14 protein-coding genes are annotated in these 15381 nt (G+C 64.4%); 11 read left to right on the forward strand and 3 right to left on the reverse strand.

From position 1 onward, the window contains the following. Nucleotides 1-2: 2 nt before the first annotated feature. The 3 genes from NKJ40_RS19820 to NKJ40_RS19830 all read right to left on the reverse strand — a co-directional run bounded on the left by NKJ40_RS19820 (nucleotide 3) and on the right by NKJ40_RS19830 (nucleotide 3156). Nucleotides 3-482: a MarR family winged helix-turn-helix transcriptional regulator gene (locus tag NKJ40_RS19820; protein ID WP_352467486.1), complete on the reverse strand. Its 480-nt coding sequence runs from the start codon at nucleotides 480-482 to the stop codon at nucleotides 3-5. Then, nucleotides 482-2053, reverse strand: a complete 1572-nt coding sequence (locus NKJ40_RS19825; RefSeq protein WP_352467487.1) for a phytoene desaturase family protein — start codon at nucleotides 2051-2053, stop codon at nucleotides 482-484. Before NKJ40_RS19825 ends, NKJ40_RS19820 begins: the two co-directional genes overlap by 1 nt. 311 nt (nucleotides 2054-2364) lie before the next feature. Beyond that, nucleotides 2365-3156 (reverse strand): cyclase family protein, encoded by a 792-nt coding sequence (locus NKJ40_RS19830; protein ID WP_352467488.1) that lies wholly within the window; start codon nucleotides 3154-3156, stop codon nucleotides 2365-2367. 117 nt (nucleotides 3157-3273) lie between these two features. On the opposite strand from NKJ40_RS19830, the gene NKJ40_RS19835 reads away from it, so the two are divergent. The 11 genes from NKJ40_RS19835 to NKJ40_RS19885 all read left to right on the forward strand — a co-directional run bounded on the left by NKJ40_RS19835 (nucleotide 3274) and on the right by NKJ40_RS19885 (nucleotide 15268). Continuing rightward, complete coding sequence (locus NKJ40_RS19835) at nucleotides 3274-4848, forward strand: phytoene desaturase family protein (RefSeq protein ID WP_352467489.1); 1575 nt, start codon at nucleotides 3274-3276, stop codon at nucleotides 4846-4848. Between the two features lie 108 nt (nucleotides 4849-4956). Beyond that, the gene (locus tag NKJ40_RS19840) at nucleotides 4957-6483 is read left to right on the forward strand and encodes an ABC transporter substrate-binding protein (RefSeq protein ID WP_352467490.1); all 1527 of its coding nucleotides are present in this window, start codon (nucleotides 4957-4959) and stop codon (nucleotides 6481-6483) included. A gap of 64 nt (nucleotides 6484-6547) precedes the next feature. Further along, a complete protein-coding gene (locus tag NKJ40_RS19845) occupies nucleotides 6548-7555 on the forward strand; it encodes an ABC transporter permease (RefSeq protein WP_352467491.1) in 1008 nt (335 codons plus the stop codon). Continuing rightward, entirely contained in the window at nucleotides 7548-8396 is an 849-nt protein-coding gene (locus NKJ40_RS19850) for an ABC transporter permease (RefSeq protein ID WP_352467492.1), read from the forward strand. The genes NKJ40_RS19845 and NKJ40_RS19850 overlap by 8 nt, the downstream gene beginning before the upstream one ends. Further along, nucleotides 8393-9283 carry an ABC transporter ATP-binding protein gene (locus NKJ40_RS19855; protein WP_352467493.1) on the forward strand — a complete coding sequence of 297 codons (891 nt, stop codon included), beginning with the start codon at nucleotides 8393-8395 and terminating at the stop codon, nucleotides 9281-9283. The genes NKJ40_RS19850 and NKJ40_RS19855 overlap by 4 nt, the downstream gene beginning before the upstream one ends. After that, nucleotides 9276-10106, forward strand: coding sequence for an ATP-binding cassette domain-containing protein (locus tag NKJ40_RS19860; RefSeq protein ID WP_352467494.1), 831 nt, complete (start codon nucleotides 9276-9278; stop codon nucleotides 10104-10106). The genes NKJ40_RS19855 and NKJ40_RS19860 overlap by 8 nt, the downstream gene beginning before the upstream one ends. An 81-nt stretch (nucleotides 10107-10187) precedes the next feature. Beyond that, on the forward strand, nucleotides 10188-10787 hold the full coding sequence (locus NKJ40_RS19865; protein WP_352467495.1) for a VOC family protein: 600 nt from the start codon (nucleotides 10188-10190) through the stop codon (nucleotides 10785-10787). Between the two features lie 143 nt (nucleotides 10788-10930). After that, a complete protein-coding gene (locus tag NKJ40_RS19870; RefSeq protein ID WP_352467496.1) occupies nucleotides 10931-13225 on the forward strand; it encodes a bifunctional salicylyl-CoA 5-hydroxylase/oxidoreductase in 2295 nt (764 codons plus the stop codon). Further along, nucleotides 13222-13995 (forward strand): SDR family NAD(P)-dependent oxidoreductase, encoded by a 774-nt coding sequence (locus NKJ40_RS19875; RefSeq protein WP_352467497.1) that lies wholly within the window; start codon nucleotides 13222-13224, stop codon nucleotides 13993-13995. Before NKJ40_RS19870 ends, NKJ40_RS19875 begins: the two co-directional genes overlap by 4 nt. Next, nucleotides 13989-14459: a MarR family winged helix-turn-helix transcriptional regulator gene (locus NKJ40_RS19880; protein ID WP_254816232.1), complete on the forward strand. Its 471-nt coding sequence runs from the start codon at nucleotides 13989-13991 to the stop codon at nucleotides 14457-14459. Before NKJ40_RS19875 ends, NKJ40_RS19880 begins: the two co-directional genes overlap by 7 nt. Next, nucleotides 14456-15268, forward strand: coding sequence for an enoyl-CoA hydratase family protein (locus tag NKJ40_RS19885; protein ID WP_352467498.1), 813 nt, complete (start codon nucleotides 14456-14458; stop codon nucleotides 15266-15268). Before NKJ40_RS19880 ends, NKJ40_RS19885 begins: the two co-directional genes overlap by 4 nt. Nucleotides 15269-15381: the final 113 nt, after the last annotated feature.

Below are 15381 nucleotides of genomic sequence, written 5' to 3' on the forward strand. Positions count from 1 at the left end.
GATCAGATGTCGTGCATGCGAATGTTCTTCAGCATCTTCTGCAGTGTCGCGATCAGCGCCGCGTATTCGGCGTCGTCGATGTCGTCGAACATCGTCTCGAAAGCGTCGTGCATGGCCGGCCAGGCGCGCGCGAATTCGGCGCGGCCATCGTCGGTCAGGAACACATGGCGGATACGGCTGTCGGTGCCCCCCTGCTCGCGCCGCACAAACCCTTGCCCCTCCAGCGTGTCGAGCGTCCGGCTCAAGGTCGACTGCTCGATGACAGTATAGACCGAGAGATCGTTGACGGTGACGCCATCGGTGACCGACAGCACGGCCAGCGTCCTCACCTGCGGAATGGTCAGGCCCTGCTTGCGGAAATTGTCACGCAAGGTGGCGTTGTAGCGGCCCATGATGCGGTTCATCAGATAGGGCGCGAATTGCTGCAGGCCGATCTGGCCCAAAGTCGAGATGCGCTGGCGCTTTTCGACCTTCTGTTCCATCACAGCCTCCCCGCCAGGAGAAAGCCGGAGCCGCCGCCCAGCCCGGCACCCGGATGGGTCGAGGCGCCGATGTGGTAGAGTCCCTTGACCCCGGTGGCGTGATTGCGGCTCGTCTTGAACGGCCGCCACAGGAACGACTGGTCAATAGCCGAGGAACCGCCATAGGGGTCGCCGCCGACCAGGTTGATGTTCATCGCTTCCAAATCGGCCGGCGAATAGGCGCGACGTGCGATGACGCTGTCCTTGAATCCTTCGATATGACTGGCAAGGATGGCTTCGGCACGGTCGGCATAGGCTTCGCGCAGCGCCTCGGTCCAGCGGCCGTCCGCAGGTGTTTGCAGTTTGCCGGCGGCATCGCCCTTGATATGCCGTGGCGCCTCGGGCAGTTGCAGCCACAGGATCGACTTGCCGTCTGGACAGCGCGACGGGTCGAGCGCGTGCGGCTGGCCGACGCAGATTGTCGGCACCTCCGGCAGCATGCCGCGCACGGCCTCGTTGCAGGCCTTCGACACGCCGTCGAGCCCTGGCGTCAGATGCAGCAGCGCGACCTTGTCCAGGCCCTCGCCGCGCCATGCCGGCGGCTTGTCCAAGGCATAGTGGATCTGGAAATTGCCCTTGCCGTAGTGGTATTTTTGCGCTGCCTCGACATCGGCTTTCGAGGCCGCGTCGCCGAGCAGCCGCTCGTAGAGCTGGGTCGGCGTGACCGAGCAGATAACGCTCTTGTTCGCGTTGATCGTTTCGCCCGAAGTCAGCCGCACACCGGTGGCGCGGCCTCCGCTTTGGACGATAGCCGCGACGTCGGCGCCGGTGCGGATTTCGCCGCCACGTTCCCTGATCAGCGCTTCGAACGCGGAAAGCAGGTTCTTGGCGCCGCCCTTGACAACCGGCGCGCCGGCGGCTTCGAGCGCAAAGGCGATGACCCTGGCGATCTGGCCGGAGAACGCGTCCTCAGGCCCGAGGCCGGCATGCAGCACCCAGGGGGACCAGAGCGCGCGCATGGTTTCCGACTGGTAGGTGCTTTCCAGCCAACCGCGCGCCGGCACCAGCGCGCTGCCGAGAAAGGCGGCAAGGCCATGCGGCCCGCGCCGCCAGGCTTCACCCGCCAGCAGCCTGGCCGTTGGGTAGGACCACAGGCTGCCGCCGAGCAGCCCGAACAGCAGACCGGCGTTGCGCTCGATCTCGCCGACATCGTTTGCGTGCCGGTCGCCGTCACCCGCGGCGATTGCATTGATCGCCGCTACATTGGCGGTACGGTCGGTGCGCAGGACGGCATGGCTGCCGTCCGGGCGCAGCACGCCGGTCGGCGTGGAGGTGTTGCAAAACTCCAGGCCGTGCCGCGCCAGATCCTTGCCCAGCGCCGCATAGGCCGGCGAGGTGATGAACAGGACGAAGGTCGTCGCCATCACGTCGTGGATGAAGCCGGGCGCTGTGATTTCTTCGGTGCGCATGCAGCCGCCGATGCGGTCGTTGCGCTCGAGCACCAGCACCCTCGCCCCCTTGCCGCCAAGCATCGCCGCGCAAACCAGCGCGTTGATGCCGCTGCCGACGATGATGTGATCGATATCGCTCATCGATGCGTGCTCTCGGTGAGTGGAAGGTGGAAGTCATTTGCGCGGGCTGGCGTTCCTGCGCGCCCCCCTCTGTCCTGCCGGACATCTCCCCCTCTAGGGGGGAGATTAGCGGCTTCGGCGCTCCGCTCATTCCTACAACGTTGAAGATTGGCGAAGGCAGTATCGACGGCCGATCTCCCCCCTAGAGGGGGAGATGTCCGGCAGGACAGAGGGGGGCGCCGTAGAGCGGCAGCCTTGCCAAGCTGCCACCCTCTACCCATCATCACGATATTGCCTGCGCACATGATCTTCTCCCGAAGACCGCAGCTACCCTATTGCCTTGGCACCAACGCCAACGCGCGGATCGGGCTGCCGGTACCGTGCTCGATCTTGAGCGGCGCCGCGATCAGGATCGCGCCCTTCGGCGGCAGCCGGTCGAGGTTGCAAAGGCTGGCGAGGCCGTAGCGGTTGGCCTTGTGCATCAGGCTGTGCGCCGGGAATGGCGGCTCCATGCCGCCGGCCTTGCCGGCATCGGTGCCGATCGTCTCGCTGCCCCAGCCCTTGATGTCCTTGCCGATCAGATACTGGATGGCTTCGGCGGTCGGGCCAGGCGTGTGCGGGCCGGTCTCATTGGCGTTGAGGAACTCGGCTTCCGAGCCGTTGCGCTTGTACCAGTCGGTGCGCATCACCACCCACTCGCCCGCGTTGATAGCGCCATGTTCGGCTTCCCATGCCTTGATGTGATCGACGGTGAGCAGGAAGTCGTGATCGGCTGCCGCTTCCTTCGAACAGTCGATGACGTTGACCGGGCCGACGAAGTTGTGCGCCGGAATGGTGTCGGTAGCGCCGTCCGGATAATCCTTGCCGGTAATCCAGTGGTTGGGCGCGTCGAAATGCGTGCCCGAATGCTCGCCGAGCTTGAGCCAGTTCCACGCCCACCACGGGCCATTCTTGTCATAGGCGGAGATGGCGTGGATCTCGATCTTCGGCGTGTCGACCGCCAGTTCCGGCGGCAGCTTGATCAGCGGCGTGTCGGGCCCGAGCGGCGCCGTCAGGTCGACCACCTGGATGGCGCCGGAAAGAAGCTGGCCGGCAACTTCGCCGAGGAGTTGTTGTGTGTCCATGGTCTCTGTTCCCTCTTTCTCGATGGTGCTGAAGGCTCTCGCGGCCCTTAATATCCTACTAGACGAAAACATATGCATCTGCAATTATCTTTAAGCATAAAGGAAATGGGACGGGGCGTGAGCGAGTTTGACGCCATATTTGTCGGGGCAGGCCACAACAGTCTGGCATGCGCCGCGCATCTGGCGCTCAAAGGTTGGAAAACTGCGGTTTTCGAACGCAATCCAACGATCGGCGGCGCCGTCCAGACGCACGAATTCACGCTGCCGGGCTTCCGGCACGACTTCGGTGCGATGAATGTGAGCCTGTTCGCTGGTTCGGGCTTCCACAAGAAATATGCAAATGAATTGAAAACCCACGGGCTGGAATTCGTGCCGGCGGCCGACTGTTTTGCCAGCGCCTTCCCCGACGGTCGCTGGTTCGGCGTCAGCAGCGACCTGGAGAAGACCGCTGGACGGATAGCCGCTTTTTCCGAGGCCGACGCACAGGCATGGCGTGGTCTGGTTGCGGCATTCCCGGCGGAGGCCGAGCATCTGTTCCGGCTGCTGGGCTCGCCGATGAGCGGCCGTGCGCTCGCCGGCACCGCCTGGAACCTCTGGCGCAAGAAGGGTTTTGGCGGCGCGCTCGATACGGGGCGGCTGCTGCTTTCGTCACCCCGTGCCTGGCTCGAGGAGACTTTCCAGTCACCGCATGTCAGGGCGACGCTCGCCACCTGGGGCATGCATCTCGACTTCGCCCCCGATATCGCCGGCGGCGCGGTGTTCCCTTACCTCGAATCCATGGCCAACCAGTGCTTCGGCATGGTGCTCGGCAAGGGCGGCGCCGACACCATCATCCGCGCTTTGTCGGGCATGCTCACGGCTGCCGGCGGCAAGATCGTCACCGAGGCTGATGTCGCCGAGATCATGGTTTCCGCCGGCAAGGCGACCGGCGTGCGGCTTGCTTCAGGCGAGACCCACACCGCCACCAAGGCCGTCATCGCGGGTGTCGCGCCCAAGGCGCTGACCGGGACACTTTTGCGTAATGGATCGGGCGACGCCGGCTTCGACACGGCGATGAGAAAATTTCGCCATGCGCCGGGGACGATGATGATCCATCTGGCGCTCGACGATCTGCCGGATTGGCGCGCCGGCGCCGAGCTTCGGCAGTTCGCCTATGTGCATCTGTCGCCGTCGCTCGATGCCATGTCGCGGACCTATCAGCAGGCGATGTCAGGCATGCTGCCGGACGAACCGGTGCTGGTCGTAGGCCAGCCGACGGCGGTCGATCCCTCGCGTGCGCCCGACGGCAAGCATGTGCTGTGGGTGCAGGTGCGCATGCTGCCGGCCGAGATTGTGGGCGATGCGGCGGGCACGATCGCGGCGGTCCACTGGGACGAGGCTAGGGAGCACTACGCCGAGCGCGTCCTCGACATTATCGAGCGCTATGCGCCCGGCCTTCGCCGGAAGATCCTCGGTCGCGCCGTGTTCTCGCCCATCGACCTCGAACGCGAGAACCCGAACCTTGTCGGCGGCGACCAGATCTGCGGCAGCCATCATCTGGCGCAGAATTTCCTGTTCCGGCCGGCGCGCGGTTACGCTGGCTGGAACACGCCGGTCGGCAATCTGCACCTGACCGGGGCGGCAACATGGCCGGGCGCCGGCACCGAGGCGGCGTCGGGCTTCATGCTCGCGCAACAACTTGGCGGGAGGTAAAGCCGTAATTTTCAACTAGGGTGAAGGAGGACAAGGCGCGGTTGCCCAAGGAGCCTGAACCCACCGATTGACAACGACACCGCGCATAAAAGCAACAGGGGAACGACCATGACAATCAACAGACGAGAATTGCTCGGATATGGCGCGGCCGCACTTGGCGCCACGGCGCTCGGCCTGCCGCAAATCGCCAAGGCTGCCGGCGAACTGACCATCGCCTACAATGTCAACCTGCCGTCCTGGGACCCGACCACCGGGCCTTCGGCGGTCAACCCGACCATCCAGGGTCTCTACCAGTCGGTGTTCGACCAGTTCATCCCGCAGAAGCCGGACCTTTCCTTCGCGCCCGGCCTGCTCACCGAATGGGGCTGGAACGAGGATCGCAGCAAGATCATGATGACGGTGCGCGAGGGCGTCACCTGGCATGACGGCTCGCCATTCACGGCCGAAGACGTGGTCTGGTCGCTGCAGCGGGCGGGCGATGAAAAGACCGGCAACCCGATCCAGTTCGTCTGGAAGAACGTCAACAACTTCAAGATCGACGGCAACAAGATCACCGGCGACGTCGTGCAATTCGACCCGGTGTATTTCAAATGGATGTCGTTCCTCACCGGCTACATCATGCCGAAGGCCTATTACGAAAAGGTCGGCGCCGAAGGCTTTGAGAAAGCCCCGATCGGCACCGGGCCTTACATGGTCGACAAATTCGAGCGCAACGCCTTCCTGCGGCTCAAGGCCAACCCGAACTACTGGGTTGGCAAGCCGGCCTTCGAAAACGTAACCATCAAGTTCGTCACCGATGCGGCGAGCCGCGTCGCCGAGATCGAGTCCGGTTCCTCGCAGGTGACGCTGGAAATCCCCTATGAGGAATATGACCGCCTGATCGCCAAGGACGGACTTGCCGGCTCGTGCAAGAACGTTTCCGACATCGGCATGATCTTCTTCAACGACATCGACGTGATGCTGGACAAGAACGTGCGCCAGGCGGCGGTGATGGCGGTCGACAAAAAGCTTTTGGTCGACCGGCTGCTGCGCGGTTACGGCCAGCCCATCGATACGCTGGAGACGCCGGAATACGCGGCCTACGATGCGTCGATCAAGGTGGAGCACAACCCGGGAAAGGCCAAGGAATTGCTGGCCGCATCCGGCTATTCGCCCGAAAAGCCGGTCAAGTTCACGATACAGACGACCAAGGGCTTCAAGCCCAAGGACTACGAGATGATCCAGGCGATCGTCGGCATGTGGCGCAAGGTCGGTATCGAGGCGACGATCGAGGTCTACGAGATCGCCAAGCACTACGAGTTGCGCGCCGCCGACAAGCTGGCGCCGGCGGCCTTCTACAATTGGGGCAACGCCATCGGCGATCCCACCACGTCGACCGGCTTCGCCATGTATGGCCCAAGCCCGCATTCGGTGTGGGACAGCCAGGATCTGATCGACATGATCAACCCATTGTGGGGCCAGAAGGACGAGGCCAAGCGCATTGCCGGCTGGAAGGCCGTCGACAAATACATCGCCGAACAGGCCTATGTGCTGCCGCTGATCCAGTATGCGCAGCCGATCGTGCATGCCAAGGGCGTCAATGTCGTGCAGCATGTGTCGGGCGCACTTCTGCCGGCGCTGATGAGCCCGGCCTGAGACGGTCTTCGGCTTGCCGCGCGCCGTCCGGAATGACGGCGCGCATTTTCCGCCACGGGCGACCATGCTGCTGCAAAGATTCCTGATCCGTCTTCTGACGATGGCGATCACGCTGTTCGGTGTGGCCGTCGTCGTCTTCGTCGTCATCCGCGTCGCGCCGGGCGACCCGATCGCGATGATGCTGCCGCCTGGCGCCACCGATACCGACATCGCGCGGCTGCGCGCGCTCTACGGGCTCGACAAGACCATCGTCCAGCAATTCTTCATCTGGCTGGCCGGTGTCGTCAGGGGCGATTTCGGCACGTCGATCTCATTGCGACAGGATGTGCTCGGGCTGGTCTTCAATCGCCTCCCGGCGACGCTGGAACTCGCCGTCGTCGCGCTTGTGATGGCGGTGGCGATCGGCGGCACGACGGCAATCCTCGGCGCGCGCGAGCGCGGCACCGCGGTCGAGGCCGGCATCGACATTGCCAGCGGTGCGGCGCTCTCGATTCCCGATTTCCTGTGGGGTCTGGTGCTGATCCTGTTGTTCGGCGTGCTGGTGCCTATCTTCGACATTTCCGGCCGGGTGTCGCCGCAGCTCGACCTGCCCTTCGCCACGCAATTCTATCTGTTCGAAAGCATTGTGCGACTGCGCTTCGACCTGACCAGGGACCTTTTGGCGCACATGCTGATGCCGGCGATCGCGCTGGCGCTGCCGCTGGCCGCGATTATCTCGCAGTTGCTCAAACAGTCGCTGAAGGAAGTGCTCGACCTCGACTATGTCGTGCTGGCGCGGGTGAAGGGGTTTTCGGAAACGCAGGTCATCCTGCGCGAAGCGCTGAAGAACGCGGCGCTGCCGACGCTTACCCTGGTCGGCGTGCAATTCACCTTCCTGATCGGCGGCACGGTCATCGTCGAGCGGCTGTTTTCCTATGAGGGTCTCGGCAACATGGCGATCGATGCCGTCATCAACCGCGACCTGCCGCTGATCCAGGGCATCGTGCTGGTTTTCGCGCTGCTGTTCGTGCTGATCAACCTTGCCGTCGATATGATGTATGCGCTGCTCAATCCGAGGCTGCGCCATGGATGAGGCCCGTATTTCAAGACATGGCTCGCGGGCACGCCTATGGCTGGCCGGCGGCTGGCTGCTGATTGCGCTGCTGGCTGCAATTTTTGCGCCGCTGGTCGCACCGCAGGACCCGCTGGCGCAGGACTTGATGCTGGAGCGCCTGCCGCCGTTCTGGCTGAGCGGAGCAGAGCCCGGCTACTGGCTCGGCACCGACAGCCTCGGCCGCGATCTCCTGTCGCGGCTGATCTTCGGTGCCCGCATCGCCTTCATCGTCGCCTTCGCCGCCGCCATCGCCGCCTGCCTGGTCGGCTCGGCGCTCGGCCTGATCGCCGGCTATTTCGGCGGCTGGGCCGACCGCATCATCTCCCGCGTTGTCGATGTCTGGATGGCGTTTCCGCCGGTGCTGTTTGCCATCCTTCTGGTTGCCGTGCTCGGCACCGGCTTGAGCTCGGTCATCATCGCCATCGCCGTCATCGACTGGACGCGCTTCTGCCGGGTGATCCGCGCCGAGACGATGGGCCAGTCGCGCATGGATTATGTCGAGAACGCCCGCATCGCCGGCTATGGCCGCATCGGCATCATGCTGCGCGAGGTGCTGCCCAATGTGGTGCCGTCGATCGTGGCACTGCTGTCGCTGGAGATGGGCATTGCCGTCATCGTCGAGGCGATCCTGTCCTTCGTCAATCTGTCGATCTCGACCGACGACCCGACCTGGGGCGGCATCATCGCCGAGGGCCGCCTGTCGATCCATCAGGCCTGGTGGGTGCTGGTGTTCCCGCTGGTCACCCTGATCCTGACGGTGCTGTCGTTCAGCCAGTTCGGCGAAGGTCTCCGGGCACGTTTCGATCCGGTGCTGCGATGAACGCGCTGGCGAAATCCTGCCTCGACATACGCGACCTTAGCGCGGTGCTGCCTAATGGGTTGCGCGTGCTGCGCTCGGTGTCACTCGCCGTCGAGCCCGGAGAAGTTCGCGCGCTGGTCGGCGAGAGCGGCGCCGGCAAGACGATGATCGGCAAGGCGGTGCTCGGCGTGCTGCCCCCGAGCGTGCGCATCGTCGGAGGCGATATGCTGCTCGAGGGCGAGGACCTCGGCCGCCTTCAGCCCAAGGCAAGGCGCACCCTGATCGGCGCGCGCACGGCGCTGATCCCGCAAGACCCGCTGACGGCGCTCAATCCGTCACGGCGCATCGGCCCGCAGATGACCGACCGCCTGGTGCGCATCCTCGGCTGGAGCGGTGAGAAGGCCGATGCACGCATCCGCCAATTGCTGGACGAGGTGCAGATCCGCGACCCCGAGCGTGTCCTCAAATGCTATCCGCATGAGCTGTCCGGCGGCATGCGCCAGCGCGTGCTGATCGCCGCGGCGTTCGCAGCCGAACCAAGGCTGATCGTCGCCGACGAGCCGACCACGGCGCTCGATGTGACCGTGCAGAAGCAGATCTTGCGGCTGATCGCGCAATTGCAGCGCGAGCATGGCACGGCGATCCTGTTCGTTACCCACGATCTCGGCGTCGTCGCCAAGATCAGCCAGAAAGTTTCGGTGCTCTATGCCGGCAAGGTGGTGGAGGAGGCCAAGACGGCTGCCCTCTTCGCCGCCCCACGACACCCCTATACGCGGGCGCTGATGGCGGCGACGCCGCGCTACACCGATCCATACGCTTCGCTGAAACCGGTGGACGAGGCGGTATTGGCCGGACTGGCGGCGGAGATCGCCGCAGCAGACCAGGCCTGGAGACGGCCGCATGGCTGAGCCGCTGTTTTCCGTGCGCGGGCTCAAGGTTGCGTTGCCCGATATGACGCGCAAGCCGCTGATCGGCCGGGCGCCGCTGGCCGAGATCCTGAAAGGCCTCGATTTCGACCTGCCCAGGGGCTCGGTGACCGGCATCGTCGGCGAATCCGGCTCCGGCAAATCGACGCTTGGCCGCGCGTTGGTGCGGCTTCTGGAGCCCAGTGCCGGCAACGTCATCTTCGACGGCCGCGACATCACACATCTGCCTGAGGCCGAGCTCCGGCCGCTGCGCCGTAATCTGCAGATGATCTTCCAGGATCCGATGTCGTCGCTCAATCCGCGCCGCACCATCTTCAGCATCATCGCAGCACCGCTCAAGCAGAACGGATTTGGCGACAATCTCAAGGGGCGTGTCGCGGAGGCATTGCAGCGCGTCGGCCTGCCGCAAAGCTTTGCCAGCCGCTACCGCCACGAACTGTCGGGCGGCCAGCGCCAGCGCGTCGGCATTGCCCGGGCGCTGGCGCTGTCGCCGAAATTCGTGCTGGCCGACGAAATCGTCTCCGGCCTCGACGTGTCGACGCAGGCGCAGATCCTGACGCTGCTGGAAAAACTCGCCGCCGAAATGGGCCTGACCGTTGCCTTCATCAGCCATGATCTGTCGGTGATCCGGCGGCTGTGCCGGCAAGTGATCGTCATGCGCGAAGGCGCGATCGTCGAAGCCAGCGCGACGGATACTTTGTTCGAGCACCCGCAGCAGGCCTACACGCGCGACCTCCTCGCCGCCATTCCGCTGCCCGAGATCGATGACGGCTGGCTACTTCCCGCCGCAAAGGCGCCGGCATGAAGCACAATCCTATTCGCACGCCGAAGAGCGGGCCTCGGGCGTGCGTCGACAAGTCAGCTCACGAAACGGAGGAGAACTGGAATGAAATACGCAGTCAGAAATACAATGCTTGCGGCCGCTCTGCTCGGCTCGATGGGAGCAGCCTCGGCTGATTCGATACCCGGCATGCGTGGCCACGACCACACCGGCGTCACCGTCCCCGACATGCAGCAGGCCGTCGGTTTCTTTACCGAGGTGGTCGGCTGCAAGAAGGCGATGTCGTTCGGCCCGTTCGCCGACGACAAGGGCACGTTCATGCAGGATCTGCTGGGCGTCGATCCCAAGGCGGTGATCGAGGAGATCACCCTGGTCCGCTGCGGACACGGGTCGAACATCGAGCTGTTCAAATACACAGCGCCGGACCAGAAGGACCTGACGCCGCGCAACAGCGACATAGGCGGCTTCCATATCGCCTTCTATGTCGACGATATCGCCGCCGCAAAAGCCTATCTTGACGGCAAGGGCGTCAAGACGCGAATGGGGCCGCTGCCGGTTACCGAAGGCCCGGCCGCCGGCCAGACCATCCTCTACTTCCAGGCGCCCTGGGGCTTGCAGTTGGAAGCGATCAGCTATCCCAATGGCATGGCCTATGAAAAAGATGCGGAGACGGTGCTGTGGAGCCCGAAGAACCCGGAAAAATAGCCCGGGACGTCCTTGGCCTGCGCAAGCCGACTGCCGGCGAGCTGGGCTTCTGAGGCAGATTGTTTCAATCCTGAAACTTCAAGCTTGAATTAATCCGCCTCAGGCGTAAACTCGACGGACAGAAGCGAAGAGGAGATCGCACGATGAAAGTTGCGGTTCTCGGCGGCGGACCAGCCGGGCTCTACTTTGCCATCTCGCTGAAGCTCCGGGATGCCGCGCATGACGTGACGGTGTTCGAGCGCAACCGTGCCGATGATACGTTCGGCTGGGGCGTCGTGCTGTCGGCCGAAACGCTGGAGAACCTGACCAAGAACGACCCGGTCAGCGCCATCTGGATCCGCAAGCATTTCGCCTATTGGGACGATATCGCCGTCATCCATGACGGCGTGCGCACGGTCTCGACCGGTCACGGCTTTTGCGGCATCGGCCGCAAGCGGCTGCTCACCCTGCTGCAGCGGCGGGCGCGCGAACTCGGCGTCAAGCTGGTGTTCGAGACCGATATCGCCGATCCCAAGCCATATATGGAGACGCACGACCTGGTCGTCGCCGCCGACGGGCTGAACTCGAAAGCGCGGGGCGCCTTCGTCGACGTGTTCAAGCCCGATATCGACATCCGTAAATGCAAGTTCGTCTGGCTCGGCACCCGTCAGAAATTCGACGACGCCTTCACCTTCATCTTCGAAAAGACCGAAAATGGCTGGGTGTGGGCGCATGCCTACCAGTTCGACAGTGATACCGCGACCTTCATCGTCGAATGCAGCGAGCAGACCTGGCAGCGCTTCGGCTTCGGCGCGATGTCGCAGCAGGAATCGATTGCCGTCTGCGAGCGCATCTTTGCCCGCCATCTCGGCGGCCACGCGCTGATGACCAACGCAAATCATATCCGCGGCTCGGCCTGGATCAATTTCCCGCGCGTCTTGTGCGAACGCTGGTCCTACAAGAACCTGGCGCTGATGGGCGACGCGGCGGCGAGCGCGCATTTCTCGATCGGCTCCGGCACCAAGCTGGCGCTGGAAAGCGCGGTGGCGCTGGCCGACTATGTCGAGTCCGAGCCGGACCTCGAGGCAGCCTTCCGCAAATATGAGGACGCCCGCCGCACCGAAGTGCTGAAGCTGCAGTCGGCGGCGCGCAATTCGCTCGAATGGTTCGAGGAGGTCGAGCGCTATCTCGGCCTCGATCCGGTGCAGTTCAACTATTCGCTGCTGACGCGTTCGCAACGCATCAGTCACGAGAATTTGCGGCTGCGCGATGCCGAATGGCTGGCCGGCGCCGAGGAGTGGTACCAGCGCCAGGCCGGCGCCGGCGGCAACAATCTGCGTCGCGCGCCGATGTTCGCGCCGTTCCGGCTGCGCGAGATGGCGTTGCAGAACCGCGTCGTCGTCTCGCCGATGGCACAGTACAAGGCGGTCGACGGCTGTCCGACCGACTGGCATTTCGCCCATTACGCCGAACGGGCCAAGGGCGGCGCCGGCCTCCTCTACATCGAGATGACCTGCGTCAGCGCGGAGGGCCGCATCACGCCTGGCTGCCCCGGTTTCTATGCGCCCGAGCATGAGGTCGCCTGGAAGCGGCTGGTCGAGTTCGTCCATGCCGAAACCGAGGCCAAGATCTGCGCCCAGATCGGCCATTCCGGTGCCAAGGGGTCGACCAGGCTCGGCTGGCAAGGAACCGACGTGCCGCTGCCCTCAGGCAATTGGCCGGTCATGGCGGCGTCTTCCGTGCCGTGGTCGCCGGAGAACCAGGTGCCGAAGGCGATGGACCGCGCCGACATGGATATGGTGCGCGACCAGTTTGTCGCCTCGGCCGAGATGGCGGCGCGCTGCGGCTTCGACATGCTCGAAATCCACGCCGCGCACGGCTATCTCCTGTCCTCCTTCATCACGCCCCTGACCAACCGGCGCACCGACACCTATGGCGGCTCGCTGGAAAACCGCATGCGCTATCCCTTGGAAATCTTTCATGCGGTGCGCGCCGCGTGGCCGGCCGAGAAGCCGATCTCGACGCGCATCTCCGCCAATGACTGGCTGGGCATCGAAGGCGTGACGCCGGCCGATGCCGTAGAGATCGCGCGGCTGCTGCATGAGGCCGGCGTAGACATCTGCGACGTATCGGCCGGCCAGACTTCGGCCGTGGCAAGACCGGTCTATGGCCGCATGTTCCAGACGCCGTTTTCCGATCGCATCCGCAACGAGGTCGGCATGGCGACGATGGCGGTCGGCAATATCTATGAGCCGGACCACGTCAACTCGATCCTGATGGCGGGCCGCGCCGATCTCGTCGCACTGGCTAGGCCGCATCTTGCCGATCCCTATTGGACGCTGCACGCGGCCGTCACGCTTGGCGATCGCGGCGCCAAATGGCCGGATCCCTATCTGCCCGGCCGCGACCAGCTCTTCCGGCTGGCCGAGCGCGAAGCGGCAGCGGGGTTGAAAGTATGAGTGCCGCGGCGACGATTTCGGGGCGGCATGCGCTGGTCACCGGCGGCGGCTCCGGCGTCGGCCGCGCAATCGCGCTGGCACTGGCCGGCGCCGGTATCGACGTGACCATCTGCGGCCGGCGTGAAGAACCGCTTGCCGAGGTCGCCGCCGAGAACAACCGCATCTTCGCCGTTTCCGCCGACGTCACCGACGAGGCATCGATGGCGTCGCTCTACGAGGCCGCGGAAGCGGCACGCGGAGCGTTCGACATCGTCGTCGCCAATGCCGGCATGTCCGGCAGTGCCCCGGCGCAGCGGACCTCGCTGGCAGACTGGCAGCGCACGCTCGACGTCAACCTGACCGGTGCGTTCCTGACGATGAAGCCGGCGTTGGCCGGCATGGCGGTGCGCAAGGCTGGCCGTCTCATCTTCGTCGCTTCCACCGCCGGACTGAAAGGTTATCCCTATGTCGCAGCTTACGTTGCCGCCAAGCATGGCGTCGTCGGCCTGATGCGGGCACTCGCCGTCGAGACCGCCAAGTCCGGCATAACAGTGAATGCCGTGTGCCCAGGGTTTGTCGAAACCGAGATGCTGGAGAGCGCCGTCCAGCGCATCGTCCAAACGACCGGCCGCTCGTCCGAGCAGGCACGGACAAGCCTAGCCGCGAGCAACCCGCAAGGCCGCTTCATCCAGCCGGAAGAAATTGCGGCCGCGGTACTTTATCTGTGTAGCGACGCCGCCCGGTCGATCACCGGGCAGACGATTTCGATCTCCGGAGGTGAGACATGGTAGCCGGTCCCCTGCCCGCCCCGTCCGGACCCGGCAAGGACCGCCTGCGGCTGTGGATACGCCTGCTGCGCGCCTCGCGCACCATCGAGGCCGAGCTGCGCGAACGCCTGCGGCAAGAGTTCAACACAACGCTGCCACGCTTCGACGTGATGGCCGCGCTCTACAGGGCGCCGGAGGGCATGCTGATGAGCGATCTTTCGCGCTTCCTGCTGGTGTCCAACGGCAATGTCACCGGCATCATCGACCGGCTGGTCTCGGAAGGGTTGGTGATGCGAGCCCGACGCAATGGCGACCGCCGCACCTCGATGGTGCGGCTGACCGAAGAAGGGTCGAAGACTTTCGCCGTGATCGCCGCCGCGCATGAGAAATGGGTCGGCGAATTGCTGGGCAATGTGAGCGAGGACGAGGCGCGCCGGCTGACCGGCATGCTGACCTCCTTCCGCAGCAATTGGGAGGGACGGGAATGACTGACATGGCGGGCCGCAAGCCGAAGCATTTCCTCTGGCAGGTCGAAGGCAAGGTCGCAAAGATCCGGCTCGATCGGCCGGAGCGCAAGAACCCGTTGACCTTCGACAGCTATGCCGAATTGCGCGACATTTTTCGCGATCTCGTCTATGCCGACGATGTCGATGCGGTGGTGTTCCTTCCCAATGGCGGCAATTTCTGCTCGGGCGGCGATGTCCACGACATCATCGGCCCGCTGGTCGAGATGGATATGAAGGCGCTGCTCGCCTTCACCCGCATGACCGGCGATTTCGTCAAGGCGATGCTGAATTGCGGCAAGCCGATTATCGCGGCGGTCGACGGCGTGGCGGTTGGCGCCGGCGCGATTATCGCCATGGCTTCCGATATCCGCATCGCCACACCTCAAGCCAAGACGGCATTCCTGTTCACCCGCGTCGGCCTTGCCGGCTGTGACATGGGCGCCTGCGCGATCCTGCCACGCATCATTGGCCAGGGTCGCGCCGCCGAGCTGCTCTATACCGGCCGCACGATGAGCGCCGAGGAAGGCGAGCGCTGGGGCTTCTACAACCGGCTGGTCGATGCCGCAACGCTCGAGGCCGACGCGCTCGACATGGCTGCGCGCATCGTTTCCGGCCCGACCTTCGCCCATGGCATGACCAAGACGCAGCTGAACCAGGAATGGTCGATGGGGCTTGACCAGGCGATCGAAGCGGAAGCGCAGGCGCAGGCGATCTGCATGCAGACCCGTGACTTCGAGCGAGCGTACACGGCTTTCGTGGCCAAGGAGAAGCCGGTGTTCGAGGGGGATTGAGGATGATCGTTTCCGTGGGCACGCTGGCGGGACAGAACCCCCCTCTGGCCTGCCGGCCATCTCCCCCTCAAGGGGGGAGATTGGATGTCAGGCCCGCTTTCGCCAATCTCCAA

This window comes from Mesorhizobium sp. M0119 (genome assembly GCF_040322615.1).
Taxonomy (GTDB): Bacteria; Pseudomonadota; Alphaproteobacteria; order Rhizobiales; family Rhizobiaceae; genus Mesorhizobium.

Bases quoted from the DNA above. Each gene is read 5' to 3' on its own strand.
- NKJ40_RS19865 (WP_352467495.1), top strand. From the start codon at position 10,188: ATGAAATACGCAGTCAGAAATACAATGCTTGCGGCCGCTCTGCTCGGC.
- NKJ40_RS19860 (WP_352467494.1), top strand. From the start codon at position 9,276: ATGGCTGAGCCGCTGTTTTCCGTGCGCGGGCTCAAGGTTGCGTTGCCC.
- NKJ40_RS19850 (WP_352467492.1), top strand. From the start codon at position 7,548: ATGGATGAGGCCCGTATTTCAAGACATGGCTCGCGGGCACGCCTATGG.
- NKJ40_RS19840 (WP_352467490.1), top strand. From the start codon at position 4,957: ATGACAATCAACAGACGAGAATTGCTCGGATATGGCGCGGCCGCACTT.
- NKJ40_RS19820 (WP_352467486.1), bottom strand. From the start codon at position 482: ATGGAACAGAAGGTCGAAAAGCGCCAGCGCATCTCGACTTTGGGCCAG.
- NKJ40_RS19885 (WP_352467498.1), top strand. From the start codon at position 14,456: ATGACTGACATGGCGGGCCGCAAGCCGAAGCATTTCCTCTGGCAGGTC.
- NKJ40_RS19825 (WP_352467487.1), bottom strand. From the start codon at position 2,053: ATGAGCGATATCGATCACATCATCGTCGGCAGCGGCATCAACGCGCTG.
- NKJ40_RS19855 (WP_352467493.1), top strand. From the start codon at position 8,393: ATGAACGCGCTGGCGAAATCCTGCCTCGACATACGCGACCTTAGCGCG.
- NKJ40_RS19830 (WP_352467488.1), bottom strand. From the start codon at position 3,156: ATGGACACACAACAACTCCTCGGCGAAGTTGCCGGCCAGCTTCTTTCC.
- NKJ40_RS19870 (WP_352467496.1), top strand. From the start codon at position 10,931: ATGAAAGTTGCGGTTCTCGGCGGCGGACCAGCCGGGCTCTACTTTGCC.
- NKJ40_RS19880 (WP_254816232.1), top strand. From the start codon at position 13,989: ATGGTAGCCGGTCCCCTGCCCGCCCCGTCCGGACCCGGCAAGGACCGC.
- NKJ40_RS19845 (WP_352467491.1), top strand. From the start codon at position 6,548: ATGCTGCTGCAAAGATTCCTGATCCGTCTTCTGACGATGGCGATCACG.
- NKJ40_RS19875 (WP_352467497.1), top strand. From the start codon at position 13,222: ATGAGTGCCGCGGCGACGATTTCGGGGCGGCATGCGCTGGTCACCGGC.